The organism is Idiomarina sp. D18 (genome assembly GCF_057748155.1).
In genome coordinates, this window is record NZ_CM173240.1 from 103673 (window position 1) to 118155 (window position 14483).

Sequence of the window (14483 nt, forward strand, 5' to 3'; positions counted from 1 at the left end):
CCAATGAGTGATAACTTTCGCTCTGCAGCGAACTATCTTAAGCAAATCCAAACTGTTGCGCAGCGCTCGACTCGTCGAGCGCTGCTTTTCGGTGTTTTACAAACATCCAGTGTGATCCTGCAATTGTATGTGGTCGCTCAGTTAGCCCATCGACTGCTGGTGCTGAAAGAGCCGCTCAGCGATCTGACACTGTATTGGTTGTTGTTGGCTTTCGCTACTTGTGCGCGCGCCATCATGGGTTGGCGGCGTGAACTTTGGCAAAGTGAAGCAGCGGGTCTGGCGCTGCATAATGCACGACAAAGACTACTGCGGCGATGGCAGAGTCAGTGTCGACAAGGACAAAGTATTGATCGCGGTGATGGGTCGATGCTTATCGATACCGTTGAGCAGTTACGTGGCTATTATGAGCGTTACTTTGTGCAACAGTATCTGACTGTGTTAAGCCCACTGATGATTTTGGTTGTCTGCTTTTGGCTGAATCCCGTTGTGGGTGTGTTGCTGCTTATTTCCGGGCCTATCATTCCTTTATTTATGGCGCTTGTTGGTATAGGGGCAGAGCGAGTCAGTCAAAAGCATGCACAAAGCAGTGTCGCGCTAAGTCGAGTATTCACCAGCATGCTTAAGAACGCGACAAGTATCAAACTATTTAATGGCTTACAGTTTGCCAATAATACGATTGCGCAAGCCGGGGAGGATTATCGGCGCGCGAACATGAAAACGCTCAAGCTAGCGTTTTTATCTTCTGCTGTGTTGGAGTTTTTCTCGAGTGTGGCCATCGCGGCGGTGGCGCTATACGTTGGTTTTGGTTTGCTTGGCTACATTAATTGGCTAGGTGCTGATGAACTCACGTTATTTAGTGGGCTGCTCGTGCTTATGCTGGCCCCTGAATATTTTGCTCCGCTTCGACAGTTCGCGCAAACTTATCACGATCGTGCGGCAGCCATGGGCGCCGCGACCTTATTAACTGAAAACAACCCGCAAGACGTGCAGGCGGATGTAGCAATGACTGCTCCGGGGCACTGCTTGGCAACCCAAAACCTGCAGGTGACTATTACGCCCAACGCCCGATTACCTTACCCCGACTTTACGTTCCCGAAAGGGGCTCTGACGGTCATCTCTGGCCCTTCTGGCTCGGGAAAGAGCACACTCTTACGAGCTCTTCTTGGACTTCAAAGTTATCAAGGTACCGTGTTACGCGCGAACGATAGTGACCAACCGATTGCCTACTTTTCGCAACAACCCTTTCTACTACCCGCGAGCATTCGCACTAACTTGTTTTTGTACAGTGATGACCCATCCGTTGACCCGCAACCCGTATTGCGGCGAGTCGGTCTTGATAAAGCCATTGCTGTTGCCGCTTCTGGTTTAGATACGATGCTAGGTGAGCGTGGGGCAGGCTTGTCCGGTGGTGAGCAACGACGGTTAGCTTTGGCTCGTTGTTTACTGAGTTCATACCCCTTGATCATTTTAGACGAGCCGACAGAAAACTTGGATGCCGAATCGGCGGATGTGATTAGACGCGAACTGGGTGACTTATGTAAATCTGGGCGGACGGTGATTGTTGCCAGTCATGATGAAGCACTCATCGCGTTGGCCGATCATCGTATCGAGCTCGATGGGGGAGGTTCGTATGTCTAAGCCTGCGGTATTTAAGCCTTGGTTTCGGGCTTTTAACGCACATCGCTGGCAGTGGTGGCTCGGGTTCAAGTTGGCGTTACTTACCGTCGTTTGTGGCATTGGACTTTTGGCTTTATCAGGCTGGTTTATTACGGCTTCCGCGATATTTGTTACGGTGAACATTTATGCACCGGGTTCTGGTATTCGCTTTTTCGCCGTGACGAGAACGGTCGCGCGTTATGTTGAACGTTTAGTTAATCATGACTTGGTGTTGAAAATACAAGCGCGTTGGCGTATCGCTTGGTTCAAACGTTTTCAACGGCACGCCTATGAAGGCTTAGCACGTTTTCGAGTCGCGCAGGCGATTCAAGGTCTGACTCGCCACATAGAAGCAATGGATAATCTTTGGCTTAGACTGGCTATGCCAGCCTTTGCGGTAACCGCCGTTAGCTTATGTTTTATCGTTTGGTTTAGTTTTTATCACTGGGCGCTTGCTGGAATTGTTGTGGTTACAGGGCTGGGCGCTTACTGGTTGATATCTCGATTAGCACACTACTCGCTATTACAAGCGGTAAAGGTTGAGAAGTATCAACACCGTATACGCGCCCGTGGAATGGCACTCACCGAGTCACTAGAAGAAGTCATGGCGTGGAAACAGTTTGATAAGCAAAGCGAACGTATTACATATTATTCTCGAGAAACTGAACGTGCCTTTCAGTTTGAACAACGCCGCGCTCGCAAGATTAAGCTATTACTTGAGTGGCTGACACATGGAGCGGTTATAGGTATCTATTGGGTGGCTATTCAGTTGTTCATTGACCCAAGCGCTCAGGTCAGTAGTGCGGAGGTGGTCATGTTATTGCTTGCCGCGTTAGCTTGGCAGGAGTTGTTACTTGAATTACCTCAACAATGGCAAAATTATGGACGTACTGCTCTAGCTAGTCGTCGCTTATTGGCAGAACGAACCAATAGTTCAGCAAAGGCGAAAGTCGTTGAGTCCGCGGATGCCTCGCTGCGGTGGGATAATGTCTCCGTGTATCGACAGTCACGCCAACTATTTGCACCTATAAGCCTCCAAGCTGTTGCGGGCGAATGGGTATGGTTATCCGCCCCATCGGGCGAGGGGAAGTCAACACTTCTAAATGCAACGGCAGGTATGTACGCGAACTTTTCAGGTAAGATCGCAGTACCGAAATTATCGGAATTTAATTACCTGACTCAGCACACTGACATACTCGATGATACCGTATTTAACAACCTCACCCTGGGACGCCAACTGGATGAGCAGCGAATTTGGAAAGTGTTGGAGTGGGTTGAGTTAGCCGAACGTATTCGGCAAATGCCGGAGCAGTTAAATAGTCGTATTGGTGAGCTTGGGATTCGCTTATCGGGTGGGCAATATCGACGTTTGGCGCTTGCTCGTGCATTGCTTAAAGACGCGCCTCTGGTGATTTTGGATGAACCCTTCTCTGGCTTAGAAGTGGACTTAGCCGCTCGAATTACCGAGCGGCTGATGAATGAGTTGCCCCTATCTATCGTTTTGGTAGCAAGTCATCATGTGCCCGCATCGGTACGAGCTCATGATAGACACACGGTTATTGAGTTAGGTCACTGTTGAGCGCGTTTGCCAACGCGGATCCCGATAGGCTTCAGTTGACATAATATCTGCCAGTATTGCTATTGCGCGTTCAACTTCTTGGAATTGATTATACAATGGTGCAAAGCCGAAACGGATATAATTAGGTGCTCTGAAGTCAGCAATGACACCGCGTTCAATCAGTGCCTGGCAAATCTCATAGGCATTTGGATGAGCATAACTCAGTTGGCTGCCACGCTGTTCGGCATGCGACGGTGAAATGAGTTCAAAGTCGGATGACCAATCCTGAGCGGCTAAGCTCTGTTGAAAAGTGTGAGTCAGCTGCATTGATTTTGCACGCACCTGCGCTAGAGAAACATCATTAAAGCATTCGAGTGCAGCGTTTACTGCTTGCATTGAGATGACGGGGGGCGTACCCACTAACATTTGTCGAATGCCTTTAGCGCTTTGATACTTGGGCTCAAAAGCAAATGGGTTAAGGTGCCCAAACCAGCCTTGTAGCGGTTGTGTGAGTATTGCATGGTGACGCTGACTGACATAAACGAACGCAGGAGCACCAGGACCTGCGTTTAAATATTTGTATGTACAACCAATGGCATAGTCGACTTGCCACTGACTCAGCTGGATCGGCATGACGCCGGCGCTATGGGCTAAATCGGCTATCATTAAAGCACCCTGGGCATGAGCCGCTTGACTGAGCTGTTGCAAATCAAGTCGACGGCCTGTTCTAAAGTTGACCTCGGTTGCTAAAACCGCAACGGTACGTTCATCAATAGCGTCGACGAGCTCAGCTTCGTCAACCAGCTTGAGTTCACAGCGTTGCTGACCCAGAAACGATTCAACACCTTGGACCATGTATAAATCGGTCGGGAAGTTATCGCGAGTCGATAAAATAACGCGTCGCTTCTCACTTCCAACGGCATTAATCGCAGCACAGATAACCTTAAATAGATTGACTGAGATAGAGTCGCAACAAATGACCTCGTTATTTTGTGCGCCAATCAAATGGGCAATCTTGGCACCAACGATGGTGGGTAAGTTGACCCAATCGTGCTGATTCCAGCTCTTAATTAGGTCATTTCCCCATTGCTCGCGTGTAGTTTCATTGACTGTCTGTGCGACTATTTTGGGTAACGCGCCTAGTGAGTTACCATCGAAATATATCGTGTCATTAGGTAGCTCAAAGATTTCACGTTTATGGGCTAAGGGATCGTCACGATCAAGTCGCGCATAATCAATCTGATTCATTAAATACATCCTTAAGTAATTTCTCTACGCGGGTAAATGCGACAGTATCCGGGTGTAGCCAATCAAAGTGCCCAGCCCCTTTTTGTATGTATATTGACTGCGCTCGGTCGGTCAGTGCTTTTGACTGGTTTGGATCGACAATCGGGTCGTCGGCGCCATGCAGTAAATAAACGGGATTCAAAAAAGCGTGCTCGATTGGATTAGCCGCACGGTATTCGGTAGTACGTTCTTGCAACGAGCCTCCCATAAAGTGTTCGGTCACCGTTTCACAACTATTGCTACCCTGACTATATTGTTCGATATTACTGATAGCGGCCAATCCGATAATCGCTGAGAACGGGTGAGGTAGCTGATTATCCGTTGCGGCAAGTAAGGCGAGGTGCCCGCCCGCAGAATGACCCAAAATGGCGGTATTTGGCGCGGTAACGTTGGGTTTCTCAAGAATATGTTGAATGGCTGAACTGATATCTTGGTAACTGGTTGGCCAGCCGCCGCCATTACCCACGCGCCGATATTCAACGCCAAATACTTGATAGCCCAGCTTACTGAGCGCTGACATAAACGGGCGTGCGTGTTTAATATCGTAATCGCTTAACCAACATCCGCCATGAATAAACACGAGGTTACCTTGGCTGGGTTCAGATGGTCTCCATACTTCTATAAACTGACTATCGTGGTCGCCATACTTCAATACGGAGTCTGCTTCAGCGTACGGAAGTTCAGTAATTGTCGAATACGAGACAGGCATTACGACTTTTTCTTTTGCTGCAACAGACAGCGAGAGTATACAAGCGGTCAATAAAAGAACGGGATACCGAGTGAAATATGCTTTCATGTATGGCTTTTGCTTTTATATCGAATTGTGTTGCAAAAACCATACAACTTTGCTGTTAAGACTGCAACGACTGACGCCCAAACTCACGAATACTGGAACGCAGATCCTGACCAGAGGTCTCTTGGAAAACATTCAGACCAAATGCCGGTAAGATAGCTAATAGATGGTCAAAAATATCCGCTTGGATGCCCTCATATTCAACCCAGGCAATTGTATTGGTGAAACAATAAATCTCTAAGGGTAAGCCTTGTGCGGTGGGACTGAGTTGTCTAACCATTAACGTCATATCCTGGTGGATTTGCGGATGGCTTTGCAGATATTTTTGCACATAAGCTCGAAACGTACCGATATTAGTGACATTACGGCTATTAATGGGGTCATGTCCCTCACTCACTAATTGTTCATTCCACTGTTTAATATCTTGTTCTTTTTCGTTGAGATATTGACTCAGTATTTTGAATTTACGAAGGCGGGTCTTATCTTCATCGCTCAAAAAGCCAATGCTGGTTTGGTCGATAAATAGACTGCGCTTGATACGACGCCCACCGGCCTCTTGCATGCCGCGCCAGTTCTTAAATGATTCAGAAATGAGGCGCTTGGTAGGAATGGTGGTAATTGTTTTATCCCAGTTCTGCACTCTTACCGTGTGTAGTGCCATATCGATGACGTCACCATCAGCATTTAACTGCGGCATTTCAATCCAGTCACCGACGCGGATCATGTCATTTGACGATAGCTGAATACTCGCAACAAATGAAAGGATAGTGTCCTGAAAAACCAACATGGTTACTGCACCCATCGCACCGATACCGGATAATAGAATAACCGGTGACTTATCAATTAATGCTGCGATGATAAGAATGGCCGCAATTAAATAAACCGCGATAGTGGCGATTTGTAAATAACCCTTAATGGGTTTTAAATGCGCATCGGGACGGCGGCTATAAATCTCATTTACACTGCTCATTGCTGCACTAAAGGCACGAGCAATGGTGAGCACGATATAAGCGACAGCGACATTTTGGACGATGGTAATGACGGTATCGGATAACTCTGGAATCCAATGAATACCGGCTGTTAGTAGTAACGCAGGAACCACTTGAGAAAGTCGGCTGATAATCTTTTTAAGACCCACGCTTGGATCGCGTCCTAACTCGGTGCGTGATAATAGACGAGCGACACCGCGTAAAAGAATGTGTTTAGTAAAAAACTGTGCAAGCCAAACAGCAAGAGCAAGCAGAATGCAGGCACTCAGAGTATAGGCATAAGGGCGTCCGTCGGCCCACTCAATAAACCAATCCGGGTAATTCACTGACGTTTTTCAACCTCATTTTTCAGTTGTTTACGTAAACCTAAAAAGAAAATAATTTCAGTCACAACGAACAGTGGACCAATGGCAAGGCCCATTATGTCATCGACAAAAGCAGGTTTTTTACCTTCAAAGTAATGGCCAATAAATTGGAAAATCCAACCGATGATGAATAATGCAATACCAAATATTAACCACGCTGTGGTGGGTAAGGCGGCAAGTTCGCGACTTACTGACAACGCTAACCACAAAAGGACTGTCATGAGCAGTCCAAGGGGAATGTCGAGACGTATATAAAATACCACCGCAATGAATACGACTAAGTTGGCGGGTGTCAGTAGAAGATAGCCAACACTAAACTCTGGGCGGCTCAGTAAGGTTAATATAGCGACCACAATTAGTGGAATACCAATGAGGTGAGTCAGTATATTGCGCGGATCACGATGATACTTTGCGTACTGTGCTAAGTGATCGACAAGTGAACGGCTCATAGAGTGACCTTTTTAATCGTATTGAATGCGAATAAGAGTGCAACGAAGCCAAGCTACTGTCAATTACAAAAGCTTGTTAGACTTTGCCTTATCAGGATGTATCTGAAAGGAGTACTAGATGTCTCACGATACGAGTTTAATTAATAAGCAACGCCAAGATTTATCAACATTCGAATCTGTTTGGTTGTTCGGTTATGGCTCCTTAATCTACAAGGTTGATTTCCCATATATCGAACGTAAGCCTGCTACCATTTCGGGCTGGAGTCGCCGGTTTTGGCAAGGTTCACACGATCACCGTGGTACGCCCGAATCACCCGGTCGTGTACTCACGTTAATTGAAACGCCGGGAGAGACCTGTACAGGCATGGCTTATCGAGTATCGCCTGCCGTTTTCGAACACTTAGATCATCGAGAGAAAAATGGCTATCTCCGCTTTTTTACACCCATGCAATTTCAAGACGGTAGTCAAGAGGATGGTCTTGTATATATCGCTAGTAGCGACAATGCGGCCTTCTTAGGCGAAGCGCCACTTGATGAAATCGCGACACATATTGCTAAAAGTCGAGGCCCAAGCGGGGACAATAGTGAGTACCTACTTAAGCTTTCAGATGGACTTCGTCAGCTGGGAGTTAAAGATCCTCACGTTGAAGGCATTCGCTATCATCTCGAGATGCTACAGGCGACTTAGCACTCGGAATGCTGGCGCACAAACGGCAATCACCTTGTTCTGGCGCCGACCTTTCGATATAACGAAGCTTGTGACTTGCAGATTCTCGATTGGCTGATACTTGATAAACGCGATCTCGATTGGCCATTATGCTCTTACCTACGTTTGTTAACTGTCCGTTGGACAATAAAGGCGGTAGAGGAGTTCCATAATGGTCTTTGTATTACCATCGCAAAGTTGGTAATAAATGTACTTACCTTCTCGACGCGTAGCGACTAATGATTGTTGACGCAAACGATTTAAATGTTGCGATAACATGGGTTGATGAATATCTAGTTGCTTTTCAATTTCGCCCACTGAGTACTCTTTTTCGCTGAGTAAACATAGAATGAGCAAGCGATCGGGGTGAGATAGCAACTGCATCACTTTCGCAGCCTCTTGAGAGGAAGTCTTTAATGTTTCCGGATTCATAACTTTAATACCATCAGGATGAACGCGCTCAATAATAGCAAACACGAATGCTTGCGCTAGTTATTTATATTATCAACGAGTTCATTTAAAGGTTTAGCGGGATGAATGTATCGACCTTGGTATAAGTCAAATTTTAGGGCTCTTGCTTGTTTCAATTGTTGCTCGGACTCGACGCCCAGAGCGTGTACTTTTATTCCGGCGCGATGAGAGAGCTCAACAATTCCGTCCACGATGGCATAACCACGTTCGTTATCGAGCTTTTTAATAAAGTCATGTTCGACTTTAATCGCAGAAATCGGAAACTCTCGCAAATAAGTCAGTCCTGCAAAGCCTGCGCCAAAGTCATCAATAATCAGCGAGAAACCTGCTTCAGTCAGCCGGCTCAATGTTTGCCGAAGCTCATCAGATGGATCTATCAACGATGCTTCTTTCAGTTCGAAACAAAAATGTGTGTTTGTTTCAGACAACTGATGCGAGAATTGAACCATATCTGAAACGAACGCATCATCTAACTGTTCTGCGAATACGTTGACAGCGATATTACGTTTACCCTCAGCATTCACTGGAATCGATGGAAGGTCGTCGATAATACGTTGAATAGCCCAGGTGCCAAGTTTTTGTTTGGTCACTGTGTCGCAAAGTGGAAGAAAATTGGCGGCTGCAATCACACCTTCCTCTTCGTGATTCCATCTTAACAGAGCCTCGTACCCCTGCGCTTGCAGACTTGAATCACACATCGGTTGATAGTAAATCTCGAATTGTGACGCTTCTATGGCATCATGCAACTGTTGCTTCACCAATAGTTGTGACTGTGAGTCACTTGCCATTTCCTGGTTAAAAATAACTTGGCATGCGCTCGTTTGTCGACGTGCGCGTTGCAATGCGGAACTGGCATACGAGAGCAACTCGGCTGCTGTTAAACCATCTAAGGGATAAGTACATGCACCAATATTAGCGGACGCTTTTATTTGTTTGTGCTGTTCAATTAAAATTGGCTTGTTAAGTGAGTTCATCAAGTTATCCATCAGGTCTTGTAAAGCCATATATTCCTTAATACCTGACAATAAAACCCAAAAGTCATCACCCCATGCGCAGTACAAAAATGCGTTTTCGGGAAGCGCCTGTTTAAAGCGCTGCGCGACTCGTTGTAATACGCGATCGCCGTCATCCACGCCGTAAGACTCATTGACTTTGTGGAACTCGCGAATATTGATATTAAGTACCGCAACGAGCTCATTATCTGCTGCTGTTTCAAGTGCATTTTGAAGATCAAGCTTCAGTTGCTCGATATTGGGTAACCCGGTCAAAGGCTGTAAGTAGGCGATCTGTTTGAGTCGTCGACGCTCTAAAATGAATGCAGACAGATCAATTAGCGTGACGAAGCGAACGCTCCCTTGCTTATCTTCGCTGATTTTCAGCAGACCTTGCAGTGACTGTTGACTAGGTCGATTAAACTCGACTAAATACTCAATGCCTGTCGCTAATAGCGGGCTCTCGTTATCACTGTTTAACGGAGAAATAAAATCTAAAATATGATGAGCATTAGGCAGACTATCGGTCAGGCCCACTAAATTACGAAAATTATTGTCGGCACGAACGATACAGTCGTGCTCGTTGAGTTCGGCAAAGCCCATAAGTTCACGTTGAGTAACTGCTTTGCTGTCGCGCATCCAAGTTAAGTCTTGGCTCATGTCGGTCCACTGACCAGCAATTTTGGTGTCATCGTCGTTGAAGGTGCGAAGTTCGTCGCGTAGCCATATATAATTGCCATGCTTAGAACGAAAACGATAGCGATGAACGAACGTCTTGTTGGCTTCAACTTTACTAATAGCGCTTAGCGTGAGCGCTCTATCTTCAGGATGAACATTGTCGAACCACCAATTGGGGCTTAACGCTTCTTGTACCGTATAACCAAGGATATGAGATATATTGGCGCTGACATAGGCAGGTCGAAAATTGCCGTTTTGTTTATGTAATTCATAAATGATGGTGGCACCCTCATCGAGCTGACTTAGCGACGGGTGCAACGCGGAGAAAGTCGCCTTAGAGGCGCGTAATGCTTGCCATATAAAAAATGCAGACTCAGCGATAATGGCTAAACCGAGGCACAAAATGCCCATGTGTAACATCTGCATATCAAATGGGAATAGGTAAAATAGGCTTATCGCGACAATGGTAATCACCGCGGTTGTTATCGCATACGCAGCCAACCAGCGAGAGTGTGCACTATCGATCTTTTCTTTACTGGTTCTTTCTATCGGATTCTTGCCCATGGGATATCATCTTTAGCTGTAGGTTTACTTAAGATTGAGCCTTGCAACTCATCACATCCAATATGTTTAAGTAATAAAAGTTTGGCGCGATTATCGACGCCCGTTGCGATTGTTTTTAGACCACGAGAGCGTGCCATTTTGATCATTGAAATTAATGTTCGCTTTTTGTCACTATTTGATGTCGCCTGTAGCACTAAATTTTCAGAAAGCTTTATTGCATCAACCGGTAGGACGAAAATACTCTGAAGTGTGAGCTGACCTTCACCAAACTGATCGGCAATGACAGTAACGCCCATTGAACGCAATTTTTTTAAATACACTTTAGCCTGCTCATTGATACGTACGAGCGATCTCTCACTCACCTCTAAGCTGAGGCTAGAGGCTGGGAACTTAGTCTGATTAAGTGATTTTGCAACCGCGTTTAAGATTGCCGGCTCAAGAATATCGTTTAAAGTGATATGCAGCGATAGGCGAACAATAAAATCTTTTTTTATCCATTGAGATACGTCATTAAAAGCTGTTTTAATCATCCAGCCGGTAAATTGCTTGGCGAGTGATGCCTCTTCGATGAGCGGTTTGAAGTCCTCTGGTGATAAATAACCGCGTTGGTTGTCACGCCATCGAACAATGGCTTCTAGAACAGAGAAATAGCCAGAATTGGTATTGAGGCGTGGCTGATAATAAAGCTTGATGTTTTCGTTTTCGATAGCCGATAAAAGCTGTTTTGATAGTGGCTCATCTTGGTCATTAACGAGGTCATTATCTTGATCTAAAAATGAAAACACTTGGTTATTCTCTGCGGCACTATAACCATGCTGATGTGCGTCATGAATGACAACATTGGCGTTGTCCTTTACGTTCTCTCGCTTAACACGAAGAACACCTGCTGATGTATCTAGCCTGAATTCGTTACCGTCAATAACAATGGGCTGTCTGAGTAATGCTTGCAGTTTCTCTTGCAACTCTTCTCGTGAATGTTCTGTATTGGCATGGAGTCCAACTAACTCATTAGTAGCTGTCTGGCCAATTTCCGCTGAGCTACCGAGCGCCTCTTTTAACTGTCGAGCGAGTTCAGCGACGATTTTATCGGCCTTTTGATGTCCTACTTGATTGCGAAGTTTATCAATGTTTTTCAACCGTAAGTTTATGATATCCATTAACGCATCTGCAGGGGCTGCGGTCTCTTTTGACCACTCATTAATCTGTTCCAGTAGCGCATCGTGATTGGGGAGTGCTGTTCCATGAAACGTCTTTTTGGCCTTATTCTCGAGATGATGGAGCTGTTGAACTGAGCGGCTAATAAGGCCAGTTATAAGCGGAAGCAGCGTGAGCATCAATAACCGCAAAGGCCAATCGATTATCGCTTCGGAGTGATTGTTAAGTTCCGTGGGGAAAAACATCGGGGTGAGCATTAACCCCGTAACGAAACCACCTAAAGCACCAATACGAGGTCCAAGCAATAAGCCTGCAAATATAAGTGGAAAATAAATTAAATGTTCAAAAACGCTGGGCAGTCCCCCAGTATACTCAATTAACTGGATACATGCGGTTACTAAGACAGCGATCAAGAAACCGCTGAATACCTGCTTCTCAGCATTTAGTTCGGTGAATTCAACGAGTGTTTCTCGGCACCAAGTCGCAAAACTGTATGGGTTTGATGTATTGTGCATGAGTATCCATATGTGTGCGCTCATCGCACTATCTTAAGCGTAAATCATTTACTAATATGGGACCGGCTAACCTCACAAGCTTCTATCAATTGGGACGATTATGCAAGACAAATTGGAAACTCGCTCATTCTTACTTATGTTGCTCGCGGTGAGCATCGCTTTTGCACTGATTCTTAAGCCATTTTGGGCGTCAATTTTCTGGGCATGCGCGGTTGCTGTTATCTTCTATCCGTTACAGATCCGGCTGAAGCGTATGCTAGGAAGACGCAGTAATCGCGCCGCCTTACTCACGCTGCTAATCGCTACGGTCATTGTGGTTATTCCTGTTCTTTTGGTGGCTTACTCGTTTATTCAAGAGGGCGTGCAACTTTACCAAAAGCTGTCATCCGGCGATGTGAGTATTGCGCAAATCGTCGATAAAATTGAGAAGGGGTTGCCGTTTTTGCCTGACTTACTCGCTCGCTTGGGTATTGATATAGAATCACTCCCTGAGCGCATATCGCAATGGGCAATGAGTGCGAGTCAGTTTTTTGCGCAAGAAGCGCTAGTGGTCGGTCAGAATACATTTGGCTTTGTGATGAACTTGGGGTTGATGCTTTATTTGACCTTCTTTTTATTGCGTGATGGTAATAAGTTAATCCGCTTGATGGTACGTGCGCTGCCGCTAGGCGATGAGCGAGAACATCAGCTATTTAAGAAGTTTGCGGAGGTTACTCGAGCCACCGTTAAAGGCAATATCGTCGTTGCGATGGTTCAGGGTGCGCTCGGCGGTGTTATTTTTGCATTGCTAGGTATTCCGGCGCCCGTGTTATGGGGTGTAGTCATGGCATTTTTATCACTCATTCCAGCCGTTGGTGCGGGTATTGTCTGGCTCCCTGTATCGGTCTATTTGTTAGCAACAGGAGCTACGTTCGAGGGCATCGTATTGGTACTTTACGGACTCATTATTATTGGCCTAGCTGATAACGCCTTGCGACCGCTTTTAGTCGGCCGTGATACCAAACTGCCTGACTATGTTGTATTGTTTTCGACATTAGGTGGGCTGAGCTTATTTGGTATCACAGGTTTTGTCATAGGTCCGCTGATAGCGGCTCTATTTTTGGCATTTTGGGATATGTTCACGCATGAGTTTAATATTGGTTCTTAAACGAAAGGTCGGTGGTAACCACCTTCGATACCTTGTTTACTGAGAATCCACTGCCAAAGTTGAATGTCGCGGGCGCGAAATGCGCCTGCGCATGACAGCAAATAATATTTCCACATGCGATAAAATGTTTTTTCGTAGTCACTCTCGAGTTGAGGCCAAGCCGTATCGAAGTTTTCGAACCAACCCATAAGAGTTTTATCGTAGTCGGCACCAAAGTTGTGCAGATCTTCACAAACAAACCGTTGTTCTAGTGCTGCACCAATTTGAGCGATGGAGGGGATTTCTCCGTTAGGAAAAATATAACGACTTATCCACGGATCAGCCGCTGTATCCGAGACGTTCTTACCAATAGTGTGCAGTAAAAACAAGCCATCATCTTTCAGGCACCGCCGAGCAACATCCATGTAATCTTCATAGTTCTTCTGACCGACATGTTCAAACATGCCCAAGCTGATGATGCGGTCAAAAGACTCGTCGAGATCGCGGTAGTCTTGCAAACGAAACTCGACAGGTAGGTCTTTGCAGCGCTCCTCACCTAAGCGCACTTGCTCTTTTGATATCGTGACACCGACACACTCAACGCCGTAGTTTTCCGCTGCATACTGCATAAAGCTGCCCCAGCCACAACCGATATCGAGTATCCTCATACCCGGTTTGAGCTGCAGCTTTTGGCAACTGAGCTCTAATTTATCGCGTTGCGCCTCGTTGAGGTTATCAGCGTCGCGCCAGTAACCACAGGTATACACCATGCGTTCGTCCAACATGGCTTGATATAATTTATTGCCGATATCGTAATGTTTTTGTCCGACTTCCCAAGCGCGCTTATCGTCTTGTAGATTAAATAAACGACTTTTCAGTGAATGGAAAATAAGGCGCGCCGGATTGACTTCATCTTGCACGCCGGAACGTAATAACCTATGGAAAAACTGGTCTAAACGCTCAGCATCCCATAGCCCCGCCATATAGGTCTCTCCAAGCCCTAAATTGCCACGTGACAACACCTGATCAAAGATGCTGTCATCGTGTACCTGCATATCCCACGGGTGTGAACCGTTAATTTGAATGCCGGCTCGGTTGAGTAGTTCGCTACAGTATTCTTTTGATGATGCCATGAGACTTAACCCTTACGTATTAAGTATTTCTTAACTTAACAATGGA

General features: G+C 46.0%; 12 protein-coding genes. 4 read left to right on the top strand and 8 right to left on the bottom strand.

Going from position 1 to position 14483, the window contains the following annotated elements; genetic code table 11:
• Positions 1 to 3 precede the first annotated feature (3 nt).
• Positions 4 to 1638: an ABC transporter ATP-binding protein/permease gene (locus AC3AP5_RS00465; protein ID WP_487326886.1), complete on the top strand. Its 1635-nt coding sequence runs from the start codon at positions 4 to 6 to the stop codon at positions 1636 to 1638.
• Positions 1631 to 3235 carry an amino acid ABC transporter ATP-binding/permease protein gene (locus AC3AP5_RS00470; protein WP_487326887.1) on the top strand — a complete coding sequence of 535 codons (1605 nt, stop codon included), beginning with the start codon at positions 1631 to 1633 and terminating at the stop codon, positions 3233 to 3235. The genes AC3AP5_RS00465 and AC3AP5_RS00470 overlap by 8 nt, the downstream gene beginning before the upstream one ends.
• On the opposite strand, the gene kynU is transcribed toward AC3AP5_RS00470, so the two are convergent.
• From kynU to AC3AP5_RS00490, 4 genes are read right to left on the bottom strand one after another with little or no spacing between them, the layout of a single operon-like run.
• Complete coding sequence (kynU, locus tag AC3AP5_RS00475) at positions 3221 to 4462, bottom strand: kynureninase (protein WP_272977968.1); 1242 nt, start codon at positions 4460 to 4462, stop codon at positions 3221 to 3223. The two genes, AC3AP5_RS00470 and kynU, sit on opposite strands and share 15 nt — an antisense overlap.
• On the bottom strand, positions 4449 to 5297 hold the full coding sequence (locus AC3AP5_RS00480; protein WP_272977969.1) for an alpha/beta hydrolase family protein: 849 nt from the start codon (positions 5295 to 5297) through the stop codon (positions 4449 to 4451). Before AC3AP5_RS00480 ends, kynU begins: the two co-directional genes overlap by 14 nt.
• A gap of 55 nt (positions 5298 to 5352) precedes the next feature.
• Complete coding sequence (locus AC3AP5_RS00485; protein ID WP_006956400.1) at positions 5353 to 6609, bottom strand: mechanosensitive ion channel family protein; 1257 nt, start codon at positions 6607 to 6609, stop codon at positions 5353 to 5355.
• Positions 6606 to 7097, bottom strand: coding sequence for an Mpo1 family 2-hydroxy fatty acid dioxygenase (locus AC3AP5_RS00490; protein ID WP_272977970.1), 492 nt, complete (start codon positions 7095 to 7097; stop codon positions 6606 to 6608). The genes AC3AP5_RS00485 and AC3AP5_RS00490 overlap by 4 nt, the downstream gene beginning before the upstream one ends.
• 118 nt (positions 7098 to 7215) lie before the next feature.
• Here AC3AP5_RS00490 and AC3AP5_RS00495 point away from each other — a divergent pair, with 118 nt between their 5' ends.
• On the top strand, positions 7216 to 7785 hold the full coding sequence (locus AC3AP5_RS00495; RefSeq protein ID WP_006956398.1) for a gamma-glutamylcyclotransferase: 570 nt from the start codon (positions 7216 to 7218) through the stop codon (positions 7783 to 7785).
• Positions 7786 to 7932: 147 nt separating this feature from the next.
• Here AC3AP5_RS00495 and AC3AP5_RS00500 read toward each other — a convergent pair whose 3' ends face one another.
• Genes AC3AP5_RS00500 through AC3AP5_RS00510 form a run of 3 tightly spaced genes read right to left on the bottom strand, consistent with a single transcriptional unit; the run spans position 7933 to position 12202 of the window.
• Positions 7933 to 8235 carry an ArsR/SmtB family transcription factor gene (locus AC3AP5_RS00500; RefSeq protein WP_040488113.1) on the bottom strand — a complete coding sequence of 101 codons (303 nt, stop codon included), beginning with the start codon at positions 8233 to 8235 and terminating at the stop codon, positions 7933 to 7935.
• A 56-nt stretch (positions 8236 to 8291) separates the two neighbouring features.
• Positions 8292 to 10508: a GGDEF and EAL domain-containing protein gene (locus tag AC3AP5_RS00505; protein WP_006956396.1), complete on the bottom strand. Its 2217-nt coding sequence runs from the start codon at positions 10506 to 10508 to the stop codon at positions 8292 to 8294.
• Entirely contained in the window at positions 10490 to 12202 is a 1713-nt protein-coding gene (locus AC3AP5_RS00510) for an EAL domain-containing protein (protein WP_242603673.1), read from the bottom strand. Before AC3AP5_RS00510 ends, AC3AP5_RS00505 begins: the two co-directional genes overlap by 19 nt.
• A 76-nt stretch (positions 12203 to 12278) precedes the next feature.
• Here AC3AP5_RS00510 and AC3AP5_RS00515 point away from each other — a divergent pair, with 76 nt between their 5' ends.
• A complete protein-coding gene (locus AC3AP5_RS00515) occupies positions 12279 to 13325 on the top strand; it encodes an AI-2E family transporter (RefSeq protein WP_006956394.1) in 1047 nt (348 codons plus the stop codon).
• On the opposite strand, the gene cfa is transcribed toward AC3AP5_RS00515, so the two are convergent.
• On the bottom strand, positions 13322 to 14437 hold the full coding sequence (gene cfa, locus AC3AP5_RS00520; RefSeq protein WP_006956393.1) for a cyclopropane fatty acyl phospholipid synthase: 1116 nt from the start codon (positions 14435 to 14437) through the stop codon (positions 13322 to 13324). The genes AC3AP5_RS00515 and cfa overlap by 4 nt on opposite strands.
• Between the last annotated feature and the right edge of the window lie 46 nt (positions 14438 to 14483).

Coding starts and splice junctions, on each gene's coding strand:
- AC3AP5_RS00505 (WP_006956396.1), bottom strand. CDS start 10,508: ATGGGCAAGAATCCGATAGAAAGAACCAGTAAAGAAAAGATCGATAGT.
- cfa (WP_006956393.1), bottom strand. CDS start 14,437: ATGGCATCATCAAAAGAATACTGTAGCGAACTACTCAACCGAGCCGGC.
- AC3AP5_RS00470 (WP_487326887.1), top strand. CDS start 1,631: ATGTCTAAGCCTGCGGTATTTAAGCCTTGGTTTCGGGCTTTTAACGCA.
- AC3AP5_RS00500 (WP_040488113.1), bottom strand. CDS start 8,235: ATGAATCCGGAAACATTAAAGACTTCCTCTCAAGAGGCTGCGAAAGTG.
- AC3AP5_RS00465 (WP_487326886.1), top strand. CDS start 4: ATGAGTGATAACTTTCGCTCTGCAGCGAACTATCTTAAGCAAATCCAA.
- AC3AP5_RS00495 (WP_006956398.1), top strand. CDS start 7,216: ATGTCTCACGATACGAGTTTAATTAATAAGCAACGCCAAGATTTATCA.
- kynU (WP_272977968.1), bottom strand. CDS start 4,462: ATGAATCAGATTGATTATGCGCGACTTGATCGTGACGATCCCTTAGCC.
- AC3AP5_RS00510 (WP_242603673.1), bottom strand. CDS start 12,202: ATGAGCGCACACATATGGATACTCATGCACAATACATCAAACCCATAC.
- AC3AP5_RS00490 (WP_272977970.1), bottom strand. CDS start 7,097: ATGAGCCGTTCACTTGTCGATCACTTAGCACAGTACGCAAAGTATCAT.
- AC3AP5_RS00515 (WP_006956394.1), top strand. CDS start 12,279: ATGCAAGACAAATTGGAAACTCGCTCATTCTTACTTATGTTGCTCGCG.
- AC3AP5_RS00480 (WP_272977969.1), bottom strand. CDS start 5,297: ATGAAAGCATATTTCACTCGGTATCCCGTTCTTTTATTGACCGCTTGT.